General features: G+C 68.4%; 18 protein-coding genes and 1 tRNA gene. 2 read left to right on the forward strand and 17 right to left on the reverse strand.

Annotated elements, in window-relative coordinates; genetic code table 11:
* Positions 1-34 precede the first annotated feature (34 nt).
* The 3 genes from KBZ33_RS06935 to KBZ33_RS06945 all read right to left on the reverse strand — a co-directional run bounded on the left by KBZ33_RS06935 (position 35) and on the right by KBZ33_RS06945 (position 1,981).
* Positions 35-151: a photosystem I reaction center subunit VIII gene (locus KBZ33_RS06935; protein ID WP_254951695.1), complete on the reverse strand. Its 117-nt coding sequence runs from the start codon at positions 149-151 to the stop codon at positions 35-37.
* Positions 152-234: 83 nt separating this feature from the next.
* The gene (locus KBZ33_RS06940) at positions 235-1,233 is read right to left on the reverse strand and encodes a glycosyltransferase family 2 protein (RefSeq protein WP_254951696.1); all 999 of its coding nucleotides are present in this window, start codon (positions 1,231-1,233) and stop codon (positions 235-237) included.
* Positions 1,234-1,258: 25 nt separating this feature from the next.
* The gene (locus KBZ33_RS06945) at positions 1,259-1,981 is read right to left on the reverse strand and encodes a C40 family peptidase (protein ID WP_254951697.1); all 723 of its coding nucleotides are present in this window, start codon (positions 1,979-1,981) and stop codon (positions 1,259-1,261) included.
* A gap of 18 nt (positions 1,982-1,999) precedes the next feature.
* On the opposite strand from KBZ33_RS06945, the gene KBZ33_RS06950 reads away from it, so the two are divergent.
* A complete protein-coding gene (locus KBZ33_RS06950; protein ID WP_254951699.1) occupies positions 2,000-2,920 on the forward strand; it encodes a serine hydrolase in 921 nt (306 codons plus the stop codon).
* Positions 2,921-2,998: 78 nt separating this feature from the next.
* Here KBZ33_RS06950 and KBZ33_RS06955 read toward each other — a convergent pair.
* Both KBZ33_RS06955 and alr read right to left on the reverse strand, forming a co-directional pair.
* Positions 2,999-3,087: transfer RNA gene (locus KBZ33_RS06955), tRNA-Ser, on the reverse strand.
* 18 nt (positions 3,088-3,105) lie between these two features.
* Positions 3,106-4,311 carry an alanine racemase gene (alr, locus tag KBZ33_RS06960; RefSeq protein WP_254951701.1) on the reverse strand — a complete coding sequence of 402 codons (1,206 nt, stop codon included), beginning with the start codon at positions 4,309-4,311 and terminating at the stop codon, positions 3,106-3,108.
* A gap of 74 nt (positions 4,312-4,385) precedes the next feature.
* On the opposite strand from alr, the gene KBZ33_RS06965 reads away from it, so the two are divergent.
* Positions 4,386-4,886, forward strand: a complete 501-nt coding sequence (locus KBZ33_RS06965; RefSeq protein ID WP_254951703.1) for an HNH endonuclease — start codon at positions 4,386-4,388, stop codon at positions 4,884-4,886.
* A 39-nt stretch (positions 4,887-4,925) separates the two neighbouring features.
* Here KBZ33_RS06965 and prfA read toward each other — a convergent pair whose 3' ends face one another.
* The 12 genes from prfA to secY all read right to left on the reverse strand — a co-directional run bounded on the left by prfA (position 4,926) and on the right by secY (position 12,788).
* The gene (prfA, locus tag KBZ33_RS06970) at positions 4,926-6,041 is read right to left on the reverse strand and encodes a peptide chain release factor 1 (RefSeq protein WP_254951704.1); all 1,116 of its coding nucleotides are present in this window, start codon (positions 6,039-6,041) and stop codon (positions 4,926-4,928) included.
* Between the two features lie 121 nt (positions 6,042-6,162).
* On the reverse strand, positions 6,163-6,465 hold the full coding sequence (gene rpmE / locus KBZ33_RS06975; RefSeq protein ID WP_254951706.1) for a 50S ribosomal protein L31: 303 nt from the start codon (positions 6,463-6,465) through the stop codon (positions 6,163-6,165).
* Positions 6,466-6,473: 8 nt separating this feature from the next.
* Positions 6,474-6,881 (reverse strand): 30S ribosomal protein S9, encoded by a 408-nt coding sequence (gene rpsI / locus KBZ33_RS06980; protein ID WP_254951708.1) that lies wholly within the window; start codon positions 6,879-6,881, stop codon positions 6,474-6,476.
* Positions 6,878-7,330, reverse strand: coding sequence for a 50S ribosomal protein L13 (rplM, locus tag KBZ33_RS06985; protein WP_254951710.1), 453 nt, complete (start codon positions 7,328-7,330; stop codon positions 6,878-6,880). Before rplM ends, rpsI begins: the two co-directional genes overlap by 4 nt.
* Before the next feature lie 147 nt (positions 7,331-7,477).
* Complete coding sequence (gene truA / locus KBZ33_RS06990) at positions 7,478-8,323, reverse strand: tRNA pseudouridine(38-40) synthase TruA (protein ID WP_254951847.1); 846 nt, start codon at positions 8,321-8,323, stop codon at positions 7,478-7,480.
* Positions 8,320-8,670, reverse strand: coding sequence for a 50S ribosomal protein L17 (rplQ, locus tag KBZ33_RS06995; protein WP_254951712.1), 351 nt, complete (start codon positions 8,668-8,670; stop codon positions 8,320-8,322). The genes truA and rplQ overlap by 4 nt, the downstream gene beginning before the upstream one ends.
* Before the next feature lie 47 nt (positions 8,671-8,717).
* The gene (locus KBZ33_RS07000; protein ID WP_254951714.1) at positions 8,718-9,656 is read right to left on the reverse strand and encodes a DNA-directed RNA polymerase subunit alpha; all 939 of its coding nucleotides are present in this window, start codon (positions 9,654-9,656) and stop codon (positions 8,718-8,720) included.
* A gap of 82 nt (positions 9,657-9,738) precedes the next feature.
* Entirely contained in the window at positions 9,739-10,131 is a 393-nt protein-coding gene (gene rpsK, locus KBZ33_RS07005; RefSeq protein ID WP_254951715.1) for a 30S ribosomal protein S11, read from the reverse strand.
* 171 nt (positions 10,132-10,302) lie between these two features.
* A complete protein-coding gene (rpsM, locus tag KBZ33_RS07010; RefSeq protein ID WP_094586010.1) occupies positions 10,303-10,668 on the reverse strand; it encodes a 30S ribosomal protein S13 in 366 nt (121 codons plus the stop codon).
* 66 nt (positions 10,669-10,734) lie between these two features.
* On the reverse strand, positions 10,735-10,848 hold the full coding sequence (rpmJ, locus tag KBZ33_RS07015) for a 50S ribosomal protein L36 (protein ID WP_006173336.1): 114 nt from the start codon (positions 10,846-10,848) through the stop codon (positions 10,735-10,737).
* A gap of 43 nt (positions 10,849-10,891) precedes the next feature.
* The gene (locus KBZ33_RS07020; protein WP_254951716.1) at positions 10,892-11,443 is read right to left on the reverse strand and encodes an adenylate kinase; all 552 of its coding nucleotides are present in this window, start codon (positions 11,441-11,443) and stop codon (positions 10,892-10,894) included.
* Positions 11,444-11,468: 25 nt separating this feature from the next.
* Positions 11,469-12,788, reverse strand: coding sequence for a preprotein translocase subunit SecY (gene secY / locus KBZ33_RS07025; RefSeq protein ID WP_254951718.1), 1,320 nt, complete (start codon positions 12,786-12,788; stop codon positions 11,469-11,471).

Below are 12,788 nucleotides of genomic sequence, written 5' to 3' on the forward strand. Positions count from 1 at the left end.
GGGAGGCGAGTGACGCTGGGGCCTGGGCCGGTCGTCAGTCGGTCGCCTCGATCACGTTGAACAGCAGGGCCATGGCCACCGCTGCGCCGAGGATTCCCACCAGGGGAACCAGCACGGACGGCATCCAGGCAACGGCAAATTCACCAGTCATGGCTTGGGCCAATAGGAACCGCCGGTACTGTAAGGACCCCTTCCTGCCGGGCTTCTCAGGGAAGCAGGGGGCGACATAAAAGTTCAGCCGGGGCCGCCACGCAGGGTGGCCCGCACCCGATAGATCGGCCGGCCCTGGCTTTCGTGATAGGTGCGCATCTGCAGCTCAGCCAGCAGCCCGAAACTGAACAGCTGCACCCCACTGACGATCGCCAGCACCGCCATCAGCAGCAGGGGACGGTTGCCGATGTCGGCCCCCAGCAGCAGCTTCTCGCCCACCAGCCAGAGGGCGATGGCCAGCCCCACCCCCAGGGCCAGCAGGCCGGCGAAGCCGAACACATGCATCGGCCGGGTCAGGAACCGCTTCATGAACCACACCGTCAGCAGGTCCATCAAGACCCGGAAGGTGCGGTCGATGCCGTAGTTGCTGCGGCCATAGCGCCGGGCCTGATGGGACACCCTCACCTCGCCGATGCGGGCCCCTTCGATGAAGGCCAGGGCCGGCAGGAAGCGGTGCAGTTCCCCATACAGATTCATGTCGCTGACCACCTCCCGCCGGTAGGCCTTCAGGGAGCAGCCGTAGTCGTGCAGCCGCACGCCGGTGACCCGGGCGATCAGGCGGTTGGCCACAAGGGATGGCAGCAGTCGGTTGAGGGCACCGTCCTGGCGCTGTTGGCGCCAGCCGCTCACCAGGTCGAGGTCGTCCTGCTCCAGCCGGTTCAGCAGGAGTGGGATGTCGGCGGGATCATTCTGGAGGTCGCCGTCGAGGGTGACGATCACCCCACCGCTGCCGGCATCAAACCCGGCGGCCATGGCGGCCGTCTGCCCATAGTTGCGCCGCAACAGCACGGCCACCAACTCCGGTACGCGGCTGGCCAGATCACGGAGGACCGCGGGGGTACCGTCCTTTGAGCCGTCGTCGACCAGAACCAATTCAAAGGATCGACCCAGCGGCCGCAGGGCTGCCAGCAACCTCTCCACCAGAAGGGGAAGGCTTTCCTCCTCGTTGTATAGGGGGACGACAACGGAAAGCTCCGGCGCAACTTCGGAAGTGTGGGCCAGGGCCGCCTCCGCCATGACCATCCCGCGCTTGGGATCAGAACTTACTTCAGGGCGGTAGCGGGCTGCCGTCGTGGCTGTGCATCACCCGCCCCGCTCCCCGCAGTTCGGCGCGGTAGTGGCACGCCACCGGATCCTGGTTGCGGGGATTCAGGTCGTCGATGCCGATGCCGTCGCGGCCGTGCTGGCAGCCGGAGCTGTGCAGGTAGCGGCCGTCGCCCAGGTGCAGGGCCACGTGGGTGCAGCGCTGTGGGGTGCCGAAGAAGAGCAGATCCCCCGGCAGCAGCAGGCTGGTGATGCCGCTGGCCGCGGCCACCGGGCGGCAGAAGCGCTCCTGTAGGTAGGCATCCCGAGGCAGCCAGATGCCGGCCTGGGCAAAGGCGGTCTGCACCAGTCCCGAGCAGTCGAAATCGGGGCCCAGGGTCCCCCCCCAGAGGTACGTGTTGGGGCGGTGACGGGCCGCCTCGGCGAAGGCGAGCACCGCCGCCAGGCGGGCGGTGATCCTGTCGCGGTCGAGCCGGGGCAGCGGTGGCGGCGGGGCAAGGTGGCCGTGGCCGGCGAGGGCGAGCGCCTCCACCCAGCAGGGGTAGCCGTCCTCATGCAGCCGCACTCGCAGGCGGGGCTCGGTGCCGGGCGCCGTCAGCACTTTCAGGTGCCGGCCCGCCTGGATCTCGGTGGCCAGGCCAGGGCCCTGCGGCCGGCTGTAGCCCGGCAGCGACCGGGTCAGGGTCCAGCCATGGCCCGGCGCCGGCAGGGTGCCTAAGGTCGCCATCGCAAGGTGCCGCCGCTGATGGCGTTCTACAGCCCGGATCCGGCCATGGGCCAGACCCTGCGCCAGCTCATCGGCCAACTCGAACAGGAGGGGCGCCCGGGGCTGGGGGATCAGATCTCCGTCACCTGGCTTCGCTACGGGGCTTCCCTGGTGGGCACCGCCGAGGGGCTGGACCAGGAGGCCTTCTGGGGCCAGCCCGTGACCGGCGCCGGCTGGGCTGGCGAGACCCTGCGCTATCCCGCCAGCGTGGTGAAGCTGGTCTATCTGGTGGCCGCCGAAGCCTGGCTGCAACGCCAGCTGATCGAGGAGGGGCCGGAGCTGCGCCGGGCCCTGGCCGACATGGTGCGCGACTCCGGCAACGACGCCACCAGCCTCGTGGTGGATCTGCTCACCGGCACCACCAGTGGCCCGTCCCTGCCCCCGGGGCGGGCCGTGGCCTGGTGCCGCCAGCGCCAGGTGGTCAACGACTGGCTGGCCCGCCTCCGCTGGCGCGAGGTGGCGGGGGTGAACGCCTGCCAGAAGACCTGGGCGGAGGGGCCCTATGGCCGGGAGCGGGAGTTCTACGGGCCCCAGCTGGAGAACCGCAACCGTCTCAGCACCGATTTCACGGCCCGCCTGCTGCATGGGGTGATGGCTGGAGCGGCGGTGTCCCCACCGGCCTGCCGTCGCATGATGGCGCTCCTGGGGCGCTCGCTCGATCCCCAGGCGCGGGCCGCCGATCCCGAGAACCAGGTGGATGGTTTCCTCGGGGCTGGTCTGCCGCAGGGGGCCCGGCTGTGGAGCAAGGCCGGCTGGATGAGCCAGGCCCGCCACGACGCCGCCTACGTGGAGGTGGAGGGCAAGGCGCCGATGCTGCTGGTGGTCTTCAGCGAGGGACGGGCCCGGGCCGCCGATGCCAGCCTGCTGCCGGCCATCGCCACCGCCCTGTTGGACGCCTGAGCCTGCCGTTCAACGGGCCGGGGAGGGTTGGCCAGGCTCTGAGCGGACCTGGCGGGATGGCCCTGGAAGGGCCTGGAACGGAGAGGGAGGGATTCGAACCCTCGACAGAAGTTGCCCTCTGTAACTCCTTAGCAGGGAGCCGCTTTCAACCACTCAGCCACCTCTCCAGTGGCCATCAGAGCTTATCAGGGCTCGGTCGCCGCTTCAGGCTCGGTGGGCAGCGCCAGGCGCGGCAGGCGGTGCTTGAAGCCGCACAGGATCTCCCAGGGGATCGTGCCGCAGCGCTCGCTCCAGTCGAGGGGGCTGATGCTCTCTCCCCCCTGTTCACCCAGGAGGGTGACCAGGCTGCCCACCTCGATCCGGGGAGCCTCGGTGGCGTCGATCACCAGCTGGTCCATGGTGATGGCACCCACCTGGGGCAGGCGCTGGCCGTCGAAGAGCACATCCATGCGGTTGGAGAGCTGGCGGGGCACCCCGTCGGCGTAGCCGATCGAGACCACCGCCAGGCGGCTGGGCCGGCTGGTGCGGAAGCGGTGGCCATAGCTGACGCCGACCCCCGCCCCCACCTGGCGCAGCAGGGTGACGCGGGCGTGGATCTGCAGGGCTGGCTGAAGCGACACCACGCCGGCCAGGTGGGCCGCCGGCGGCTGGCCGTAGAGAGCCAGCCCCACCCGGACCAGGTCGTAGTGCTGCTGGTGCCCCCGCAGGGTGCCGGCCGAATTGGCGAGGTGCCGGCAGCCGGCCGTGAGGCCCTGCTCGGCCAGGCTGGTGAGGACGCTCTCGAAGCGCTGTTGCTGGAGCTCGCTCAGGCCGTCGTCTGCCTCTGGAGGGGCATCGGCGCAGGCCAGGTGTGAATAGAGGCCCGCCAGCTCGATGGCTTCCATGCCCCGCAGGGCCGCCACCAGCCGCGGGCCCTCCTGCCAATCGGCGCCGAGCCGTGCCATGCCGGTGTCCAGCTTCAGCTGAACGGCCATGGTGCGGCCGCTGCCGCTGGCCAGGTTCTGGCAGAGCAGGGCCTCCCGCATGCTGCTGAGCGTCGGCATCAGCTGCCAGCGCAGACAGCTGCGCAGTTCCTCGGGCTGGGTGAGGTTGCCCAGGACCAGCACCGGGGTGGAGATGCCGGCGCGACGCAGCTGCACCCCTTCCGCCAGGGTGGCGACGCCGAAACAGGCCGCCCCCGCCTCCAGGGCGGCCCGGGCCACCGGCAGGGCGCCGTGGCCGTAGGCGTCCGCCTTGACCACGGCCATCAGCTGGGTGGCCGGTCCGATGTGGCGCTGCAGGGCGCGCACATTGGCCTGGATGGCCGCGGTGTTCACCTCCACCCAGGCCCGCTGCCGCGGCTGCGGGGACTCCTCCGTCGCGCTGGTGGGAGCGAGCGAGGCGCTGGTCATGGACGCCGGTGCGAAGGGAGAACCATGGAATGCATGGGAATCCCGTTAGCATGCCGCCTATCCAGCGGACTGGAATGGGCCACGTACTCGTTCTGAATGCGTCCTACGAACCGCTGAACATCACCACCTGGCGTCGGGCCATGGTGATGCTGCTCAAGGGGAAGGCCGAGGGTCTGGAGCACGACCCTGAAAAAGCCATTCGCCCTGACCATTTTCTGCCCACGGTGATCCGGCTGCGCCAGTTCGTGCGGGTGCCCTACAAGCCGCTCCCCCTGACGCGCCGCAACGTCTTCCACCGCGACGGCCACGCCTGCCAGTACTGCGGCTTCCATGGCGAGCAGCTCTCCATCGACCATGTGGTGCCCCGCAGCCGGGGCGGCACCGACGTCTGGGAGAACGTCACCACCGCCTGTCTGCCCTGCAACGTGCGCAAGGGCAACCGCACCCCACGGGAGGCGGGCATGCCCCTGGCCCGGGAGCCCCGCCGGCCCCTGGGCAGCCTGAGCTTCGAGGCCAACCGGCGCATCCGCTCCGGCCAGCACCAGGAGTGGGCCAAGTACGTCATCGGCGCCTGAACCGCCCTCCCGCTCAACCACCGAGCTCATCCACGGTTCTCATCCACCGGTGCCGGTGGCCTCGAGGGCGAGCGCCTCAAGACCCTGGCGCTGCTCCTCGGCGATGCAGGCGCCGATCAGGTCCTCGATCTGGCCGGCCAGCACAGGCTCAAGGGAGAAGTTGCGTCCCAGCCGATGGTCGGTCACCCGGTTGTCCTTGGCGTTGTAGGTGCGGATCTTCTCGCTGCGGTCGCCACTGCCCACCTGGGCGCGACGCACGGAGCGCTCCTCGGCGTTCGCTTCCGCCAGCTGGCGCTCGTAGAGCTTGGCCCGCAGGATCTCCATCGCCCGCTCCCGGTTCTGCATCTGGGAGCGTTCCTGGGTGCAGAACACCCGGATGCCGGTGGGTTTGTGCAGCAGGTCGACGGCCGTTTCCACCTTGTTGACGTTCTGGCCACCGGCGCCGCCTGAGCGGGCCGTGCTGATGTCCAGATCGCCCGGATCGATCTGCACCTCCACCGGATCGGCCTCAGGCATCACCGCCACGGTGGCGGTGGAGGTATGCACCCGACCCTGGGATTCGGTGGACGGCACCCGCTGGACGCGATGCACGCCCGCTTCGAACTTCAGCTGGCTGTAGACCCCATCGCCGCGGATGGCGAGGATCAGTTCCTTATAGCCGCCCAGGTCGGCCTCCGAGGCACTGACGGGTTGTACCTGCCAGCCCTGGCTCTGGGCATAGCGCTCGTACATGCGGGCCAGATCGCCCGCCCAGAGGCTGGCCTCGTCGCCGCCGGCCCCGGCGCGGATTTCCAGCATGACGCTGCGCTCGTCGCGGGGATCGGAGGGCAGCAGGCTCAGGGTGAGCCGGTTGTTCAGGGTGGCGATCAGGCCCTCGAGGCTGACCAGCTCCTCGCTGGCCAGAGTCACCAGTTCCTCGGCGGCGGGGTCGTCGCGGTGGGTCTTCAGCAGGCAGCGGGCCTCCTCCCGTTCCTGTTCCAACTTGCGCAGCCGCTGGTAATCATTGACGAGGGGCTCTAACCGCGACCGCTCCCGGGCGATCGATTGCAGACGGGCCGGATCGGAGGCCACCGCCGGGTCCGCCAACTGGCGCTCCAGGGTCTGGAAGGTGCGGCAGGCGGTATCCAGCCGGGATTGCAGCAGCTCGGAATCCATGGGCGGCACCCGAAACGGAAAAAGCCGGGTGCTGGTGGCACCCGGCAAGAGAAAGACCGGGCCGAAGCGGCTGTCCGATTCGGGCGGCCGGCTTCATCCTGAGGATCTCAGGCTGAACGGTTCAGGCTTCGGTGGCGACTGGCGTTTCAGCCTCGACCTCGGCAGCCGGAGCTTCGGCGGGCTTGGCAGCCTTCTTGGCTCCGGAGGCGGAATCGGTGCTGCCCATGCCGTACTTGCGCATGAAGCGGTCCACCCGGCCTTCGGTGTCGAGGATCTTCTGGGTGCCTGTGTAGAAGGGGTGGTTGCCACTCCACACGTCGACCGTGAGCTCGGGGTGGGTGGAGCCGGTGGTCATGACCACCTCCCCATTGCAGATCACCTTGGCGTCCGGATACCAGGTGGGATGGATGTCGGCTTTCGGCATGACGGAAATCAGCGCTTGGAGAACTGGGGAGCCTTGCGGGCTTTTTTGAGGCCGTACTTGCGACGCTCCTTGGCCCGGGGATCGCGGCTCAGGTGGCCTTCGATCTTGAGCGGCTTGCGGTTGTCGGGGGACAGATCGCAGAGGGCGCGGGCTGCACCCTGCTTGATGGCATCGGCCTGGCCCGTGAGGCCACCGCCGCGCACGTTGACCAGCAGGTCGTACTGGGCTTCGAGGCCCAGGGTCTGCAGAGGGGCCTTCACCGCCGCCAGGTAGACGGGGTTGTAGTTGAGGTAGTTGTCAGCGGGGCGGCCGTTGATGGTGACGCTGCCACTGCCGGGGACGACCCGCACACGGGCCACGGCGGTCTTGCGACGGCCGGTGCCCCAGTAGACGACGCGGTTGGAGGTGCTGGTCATTGGGCGGCGGCGGCGGGATCGAGGGCGAGGGGCTGGGGCTGCTGGGCGGCGTGGGGATGCTCGGCGCCCTTGTAGACCTTGAGCTTGCGGAACAGCTGACGGCCCAGGGCGTTGTGGGGAAGCATGCCCTTGATCGCCTTCTCGATGATGCGCTCCGGCAGACGGGCCTGGAGGTGCTCGAAGGTTTCGGTCTTCATGCCGCCGGGACGGCCGGAATGGCGCCGGTAGATCTTCTGGGTGGCCTTGTTGCCGCTGACGCGAACCTTGTCGGCGTTGATGACCACCACGAAGTCACCGGTGTCGAGGTGAGGCGTGAAAGTGGGCTTGTTCTTGCCGCGCAGCACCTGGGCGACTTCGCTGGCGAGACGGCCGAGGGTCTGATCCGCAGCGTCGACCAGATACCACTGGCGGTCGAGCGAATCAATGGAGGGTGTGGTTGTCTTGTTCATCGCGCCGGCGGGCCGGTTTGGGGTGAGCCCATCGCAGCCGGATGGGTCGGGACAGGGAGATTCGACCCTACCGTGTCGCCGGATCCGGCGAATTCGGCAAAGACACGCTCCGCATGGGGCCACGGAATGGGGCTCCTGCAAGGCCGCTCAACCGATCGGATCACCGACGAACGGATCGACGGGAGGATCGCGCGATTCCAACAGAAATCGCGGTTGACAATCATACCAGGCGGCATCAGGGAAGAGGTCCTCTGGGTACCCCACCCGCAGCAGGCAGAGGCCCTGGGGCGGCGCCGCCTCCTTCACGGCGTGGCGGGCGCCGCTGCGCCAGCGCTGCAGGAACTCCTCAGCCTCGAGGCGTCCCTCCCCCACGGCCACCAGCTGACCCATCAACAGGCGCACCATGCCGTAGAGAAAGCCACTGGCCTGCACCTCGGTGACCAGCAGATCCCCCTGCCGATCGATCCGCACCTCCTGCAGGGTGGTGCGGGCATGGGCGCGGCGGCTGCCGGCCCGCTGGAAGGCGGAGAAGTCGTGGTCCCCGAGCATGGCTTCCAGGCAGCGGGCCATGCGGACCTCATCGAGGCGCCACTGATAGCGATGCCAGCTCCACGGAGCCAGGAACAGGTTGGGGCTGCGGGCGTTGAAGATCGTGTAGCGGTAGCGCCGGTAGGTGGCGCTGTAGCAGGCGTGCCAGTCGGAAGAAACCTCGGCGGCAGCTCTCACCCGGATCGTGGGTGGCAGGCGGCCGTTGAGGGCCTTGGCCCAGCGGGCCACGGGGATGGGGCCACTGGCATCAAAGTGGACCACCTGGGCGGCGGCATGGACGCCAGTGTCGGTGCGACCCGCGGCCACCGCCTGGGCGGGGCGATGGGGGTCGAGCGCGGCGATCGCCCCTTCCAGGGTTTCCTGAACGCTGCTGTGGTGAGCCTGACGCTGCCAGCCGTGGAACGAGGAGCCCTCGTACTGCAGCGAGAGGGCGATCCTTTTCAGACCAGCTCGATGATCGCCATCTCGGCGTTGTCGCCACGGCGGCGCACCGTACGGATGATGCGGGTGTAGCCACCCTGGCGTTCGCCGTAACGGTCCTGGGCCTTGTCGAACAGGGCGTGAACGAGCTGCTTGTCGTAGATGTAGCCGATGGCGCGGCGGCGGGCGGCGAGGGTGCCGTCCTTGGCCAGGGTGATCATGCGCTCGGCTTCATCACGCAGGGCCTTGGCCCTGGCCTTGGTGGTGGTGACGCGGCCTTCACGGATGAGCTGGGTGGTCAGACCACGCAGCATGGCCTTGCGTTGGTCGGCGGGGCGTCCCAGCAGGGGGACTCGGCACTGGTGTCGCATGGTGGGGACGGGGGCGGGTGGCGTAACGGGGAAGGGGAAACCGCCTTTCAGCCGCTGGTGCGGCTCTGGGGCAGGGAGATGCCGATCCTCTCGAGAGCCTCGATCACCTCGTCGGCGGACTTGGATCCGAAGTTCTTGATCTCCAGGAGGTCTTCGTAGCTGAAGCCCATGAGGTCGGAGACGGAATTGACCTGGGCCCGCTTCAGACAGTTGTAGGCGCGGACGGAGAGGTTCAGTTCCTCCAGGGGGATCTGGGCCTCGGCCGAAGGCTCGGGCTCCAGGCCTGGCTCCTCGGTCATGGAGAGGGTGGCCAGGGGCTGGAACAGCTCCATCAGCTGGTTGGCGGCCTGGGCCATGGCGTCGTCGGGGGTGACGCTGCCGTTGGTCTCGATCTCGATGCGCAGGCGCTCGCGGGCCGAACCGCCTTCGCCGACCGCCGTTTCATCGACGGTGTAGTTGACCCGGCGCACCGGCATGAAGACCGCGTCGATCTGGAGCAGGTCGATGGCGGTGGTGTCTTCGTTGTGGCGATCCACCGGCCGGTAGCCGATGCCACGCTCCACGTGGACCTCCATCTCGAGGCTGTGGCCCTCGGCCACGGTGGCGATCTCCCGATCGCCATCGATGACCTGCACCTGGGGGGAGAACTGCAGATCCGAGGCGGTGACCCGCGCCGGACCGTTGACCATCAGGCGGCCGATCTCCAGATCACGGCTGCGGCTGTTGACGGGAACCGACTTGCAGTTGAGCAGGATGTCGAGCACGTCCTCGCGCACCCCGGGCACCGTGGCGTATTCGTGGTTGACCCCGGAGAGACGCACCGCCGTGATGGCGCTTCCTTCAAGACCACCGATCAGCACGCGCCGCAGGGCGTTGCCGAGGGTGGTCGCCTGGCCCCGATCCAGGGGGCCGATCAGGAAGACGCCCGTCTGGGAACGGTCGTCGGCAACCTGGTGCTCGACCCGATCGATCTGGTAGTGCAACACGGTCTGAGGAGGTGAGAAAGGAAAGGTGGCCGCGACAGCGGCCCTGGGGAATCGGGCGGGAGTCCGGAGGAGTCCGGAGGACTCAGACCCGGCGGCGCTTGGCCCGGCGGCAGCCGTTGTGGGGCAAGGGGGTGACGTCGCGGATCAGGGTGATCTCGAGACCGGCCACCTGCAGCGCCCGGATGGCGGTTTCACGCCCGGAGCCGGGACCGCGCACCAGCACCTCGATCTGACGCATGCCTTGCTCGAGGGCCCGGCGGCCGGCCGCTTCGGCGGCGGTCTGGGCGGCGAAGGGGGTGCCCTTGCGGGCTCCCTTGAAGCCGCTCGCACCGGCTGACGACCAACTCACCACTTCACCGGCGGTATCAGTGATGGAGACGATCGTGTTGTTGAAGGTGCTCTGGATGTGCGCGACCCCGTTGGGGACGTTGCGTTTGGCCTTCTTGGGGCCTGTCTTCTTGGTTGGTTTGGCCATGGCGGTGACCCTGCAAAGGCAGGGAGGTGATCGGAGGACTGGGGGGGAGTCCCGGTGACGGCCTCCGGAGATGGAGGCCGGCGGGACTCGGGCCCGGTGGCTGCCGCAAGGAACCACGGGCCTGGAAGAAATGCAGGTACAGAGGGGAGAATGGGCCCGGAGGCCCGGAACTCACTTCTTCTTGCCGGCCACGGTCTTGCGGGCGCCGCGGCGGGTGCGGGCATTGGTGCGGGTGCGCTGACCACGCACGGGCAGTCCCATGCGATGGCGGCGACCCCGCAGGCAGCCGATGTCCTGCAGGCGCTTGAGGGCCATGCCCTCTTCGCGGCGCAGGTCGCCCTCGAGCACGAAGGAATCGGCGGCGCCGCGCAGCTTCTGCACGTCGCCATCGCTGAGGTCCTTCACCCGGATGTCGGGGCTGACCCCCGATTTGGCGAGAATTTTGCGGGCCCTGGTGAGCCCGATCCCGTACACGTAAGTGAGTGAGATCTCAACCCTCTTGTCACGAGGGATATCGACACCGGCGATCCGAGCCACGTCAGGAAACGATCAGAGGGCAATGGGGGTGGCGGCCGAAGGCGGCTGCCGTGCAGGCGTGGGGAGTCAACCCTGACGCTGCTTGTGCTTCGGGTTGGTGCAGATCACCATGACCCGGCCGTGGCGACGAATCACCCGGCATTTGTCGCACATCTTCTTGACTGAGGCACGCACCTTCATGGGCGTTGTGCTCTCCGAATTTGCAAACAGCTATCCTATCACATCAGTCCATCAGGCTGGCTACGATCCTCTCCCCGATCTCCGCCACCGTGCCGGAGGCTTCAACGCTGCGGAGCAGGCCCAGCTGGCGGTAGTGGTCGATCAGGGGGGCGGTCTGCTCCTGGTACACCACCAGGCGATGGCGGATCACCGCTTCGTTGTCGTCGGCCCGGCCGCGGGAGAGCAGGCGCTGGATCAGCACCCCGTCCTCCAGCTCCAGCAGCAGCACCCGTTCGATGCGCTGGTCGAGCTCGGCCAGCAGCCCGTCGAGGGCCTCCGCCTGGGCCAGGTTGCGGGGAAAACCATCCAGGAGCCAGCCCCCCTGGTGCCCCTCCAGGCGGCTGCGCACGATGGCCAGCACCAGGGCATCGCTGACCAGCTCGCCGCGGGCCATCACCGCTTCCGCCTCCTGGCCGAGGGCGCTGCCGGCCTTCACCTCCGCCCGCAGCAGTTCACCGGTGGAGAGGTGCAGCAGCTGCTGGTGTTCGGCCAGACGCTCGGCCTGGGTGCCCTTGCCGGCGCCGGGGGGGCCGAGGAAGAGGAGTCGCTGTTTCATGGAAGAGGAGACGGGGGAAAGGGGCCTACTGCCGGACCAGTCCTTCGTAGCGCTGGGAGATCACGTAGGTCTGGACCTGCTTGGCGGTGTCGATGGCCACGCCCACCAGGATCAGCAGGGAGGTGGCCCCCAGGCCCTGGAAGGTGCGCACCTGGGTGGCGCCTTCGACGGCCGAGGGGATGATCGCGATGGCCCCGAGGAACAGCCCCCCCAGCAGGGTGAGCCGGTTGGACACCCCGGAGAGGTAGTCGGCGGTGGCCGAGCCGGGGCGCACCCCGGGGATGGCGACGCCGGAGCGCTTCAGGTTGGTGGCGATGTCCACCGGGTTGACGGTGAGGGAGGCGTAGAAGAAGGCGAAGCCGCAGATCAGGGCGAAGTACACCAACGCATAGACCCAGGGGGTGCTGCTGGTGGGGTTGAGATAGCCCGCCACCCGGATCAGCCAGGCGCTTTTGGTGAGGTTGGCGATGGTGAGCGGCAGGAACACCACCGCCGAGGCGAAGATGATCGGCATGACGCCGCCGGCGTTGAGCTTCAGGGGCAGGTAGCTCTGGCGCGAGGCCAGGGTGCTGGCACCGCCCACCTGGCGCTTGGCGCTCACGATCGGGATGCGGCGACTGCCTTCCTGAAGAAAGATGATCCCCACGATCGTCACCAGGAAGACGAGCACGAGGACGACGATGCCGCCCACCGTGGCCCGGTCACCGCTCTGGGCCAGCTGGATGGTGGAGCCCAGGGCCTTGGGCAGGGTGGCCACGATGTTGATGAAGATCACCAGGGAGGCCCCCTGGCCGATGCCCCGTTCGGTGATCACCTCGCTGACCCACATCACCACCATCGAACCGGTGACCAGGGCCAGGCTTGTCTGGACGACGAACAACCATTCCGGCAGGCCCGGCAGGGCGTATTGCCGCAAGATGAGGGCAAAAACGACGCTCTGCAGGATGCCCCAGCCGAGGGCCACATAGCGGGTGATCTGGGCCAGCTTGCGTCGGCCGGCCTCGCCTTCGTTCTTCTGCAGCTCCTCGAGCTGGGGCAGGGCCGCCGTCATCAGCTGGATGATGATCGAGGCATTGATGAAGGGCAGGATGCCCAGGGCGAACACCCCCAGGGTGGAGAGGCCGCCGCCGGTGAAGATGTCCAGGAAGCCGATCAGCTGGCCGCCCTGGCGGATGAAGTCCTGGAAGGCCACCCGGTCGATGCCTGGCACCGGGATGTAGATGCCGAGTCGCACCAGCAGCAGCAGGCCCAGGGTGGTGAGCACCCGATCCCGCAGGCCCTTCGACTGGACCAGCTGGACGAGGATTTCAGCGGCGCTCGGATTGCGCCCCCTGCTGAGGAGCAT

The sequence above is a fragment of the Cyanobium sp. Cruz-8D1 genome (assembly GCF_024345975.1).
In the GTDB taxonomy this organism is placed as follows: Bacteria; Cyanobacteriota; Cyanobacteriia; order PCC-6307; family Cyanobiaceae; genus Cyanobium.

Excerpts from the sequence above, each read along its gene's own strand:
- KBZ33_RS06935 (WP_254951695.1), bottom strand. The coding sequence starts at position 151 with ATGACTGGTGAATTTGCCGTTGCCTGGATGCCGTCCGTGCTGGTTCCC.
- KBZ33_RS06940 (WP_254951696.1), bottom strand. The coding sequence starts at position 1,233 with ATGGTCATGGCGGAGGCGGCCCTGGCCCACACTTCCGAAGTTGCGCCG.
- KBZ33_RS06945 (WP_254951697.1), bottom strand. The coding sequence starts at position 1,981 with ATGGCGACCTTAGGCACCCTGCCGGCGCCGGGCCATGGCTGGACCCTG.
- KBZ33_RS06950 (WP_254951699.1), top strand. The coding sequence starts at position 2,000 with ATGGCGTTCTACAGCCCGGATCCGGCCATGGGCCAGACCCTGCGCCAG.
- alr (WP_254951701.1), bottom strand. The coding sequence starts at position 4,311 with ATGACCAGCGCCTCGCTCGCTCCCACCAGCGCGACGGAGGAGTCCCCG.
- KBZ33_RS06965 (WP_254951703.1), top strand. The coding sequence starts at position 4,386 with ATGGGCCACGTACTCGTTCTGAATGCGTCCTACGAACCGCTGAACATC.
- prfA (WP_254951704.1), bottom strand. The coding sequence starts at position 6,041 with ATGGATTCCGAGCTGCTGCAATCCCGGCTGGATACCGCCTGCCGCACC.
- rpmE (WP_254951706.1), bottom strand. The coding sequence starts at position 6,465 with ATGCCGAAAGCCGACATCCATCCCACCTGGTATCCGGACGCCAAGGTG.
- rpsI (WP_254951708.1), bottom strand. The coding sequence starts at position 6,881 with ATGACCAGCACCTCCAACCGCGTCGTCTACTGGGGCACCGGCCGTCGC.
- rplM (WP_254951710.1), bottom strand. The coding sequence starts at position 7,330 with ATGAACAAGACAACCACACCCTCCATTGATTCGCTCGACCGCCAGTGG.
- rplQ (WP_254951712.1), bottom strand. The coding sequence starts at position 8,670 with ATGCGACACCAGTGCCGAGTCCCCCTGCTGGGACGCCCCGCCGACCAA.
- rpsK (WP_254951715.1), bottom strand. The coding sequence starts at position 10,131 with ATGGCCAAACCAACCAAGAAGACAGGCCCCAAGAAGGCCAAACGCAAC.
- rpmJ (WP_006173336.1), bottom strand. The coding sequence starts at position 10,848 with ATGAAGGTGCGTGCCTCAGTCAAGAAGATGTGCGACAAATGCCGGGTG.
- KBZ33_RS07020 (WP_254951716.1), bottom strand. The coding sequence starts at position 11,443 with ATGAAACAGCGACTCCTCTTCCTCGGCCCCCCCGGCGCCGGCAAGGGC.
- secY (WP_254951718.1), bottom strand. The coding sequence starts at position 12,788 with ATGCTCCTCAGCAGGGGGCGCAATCCGAGCGCCGCTGAAATCCTCGTC.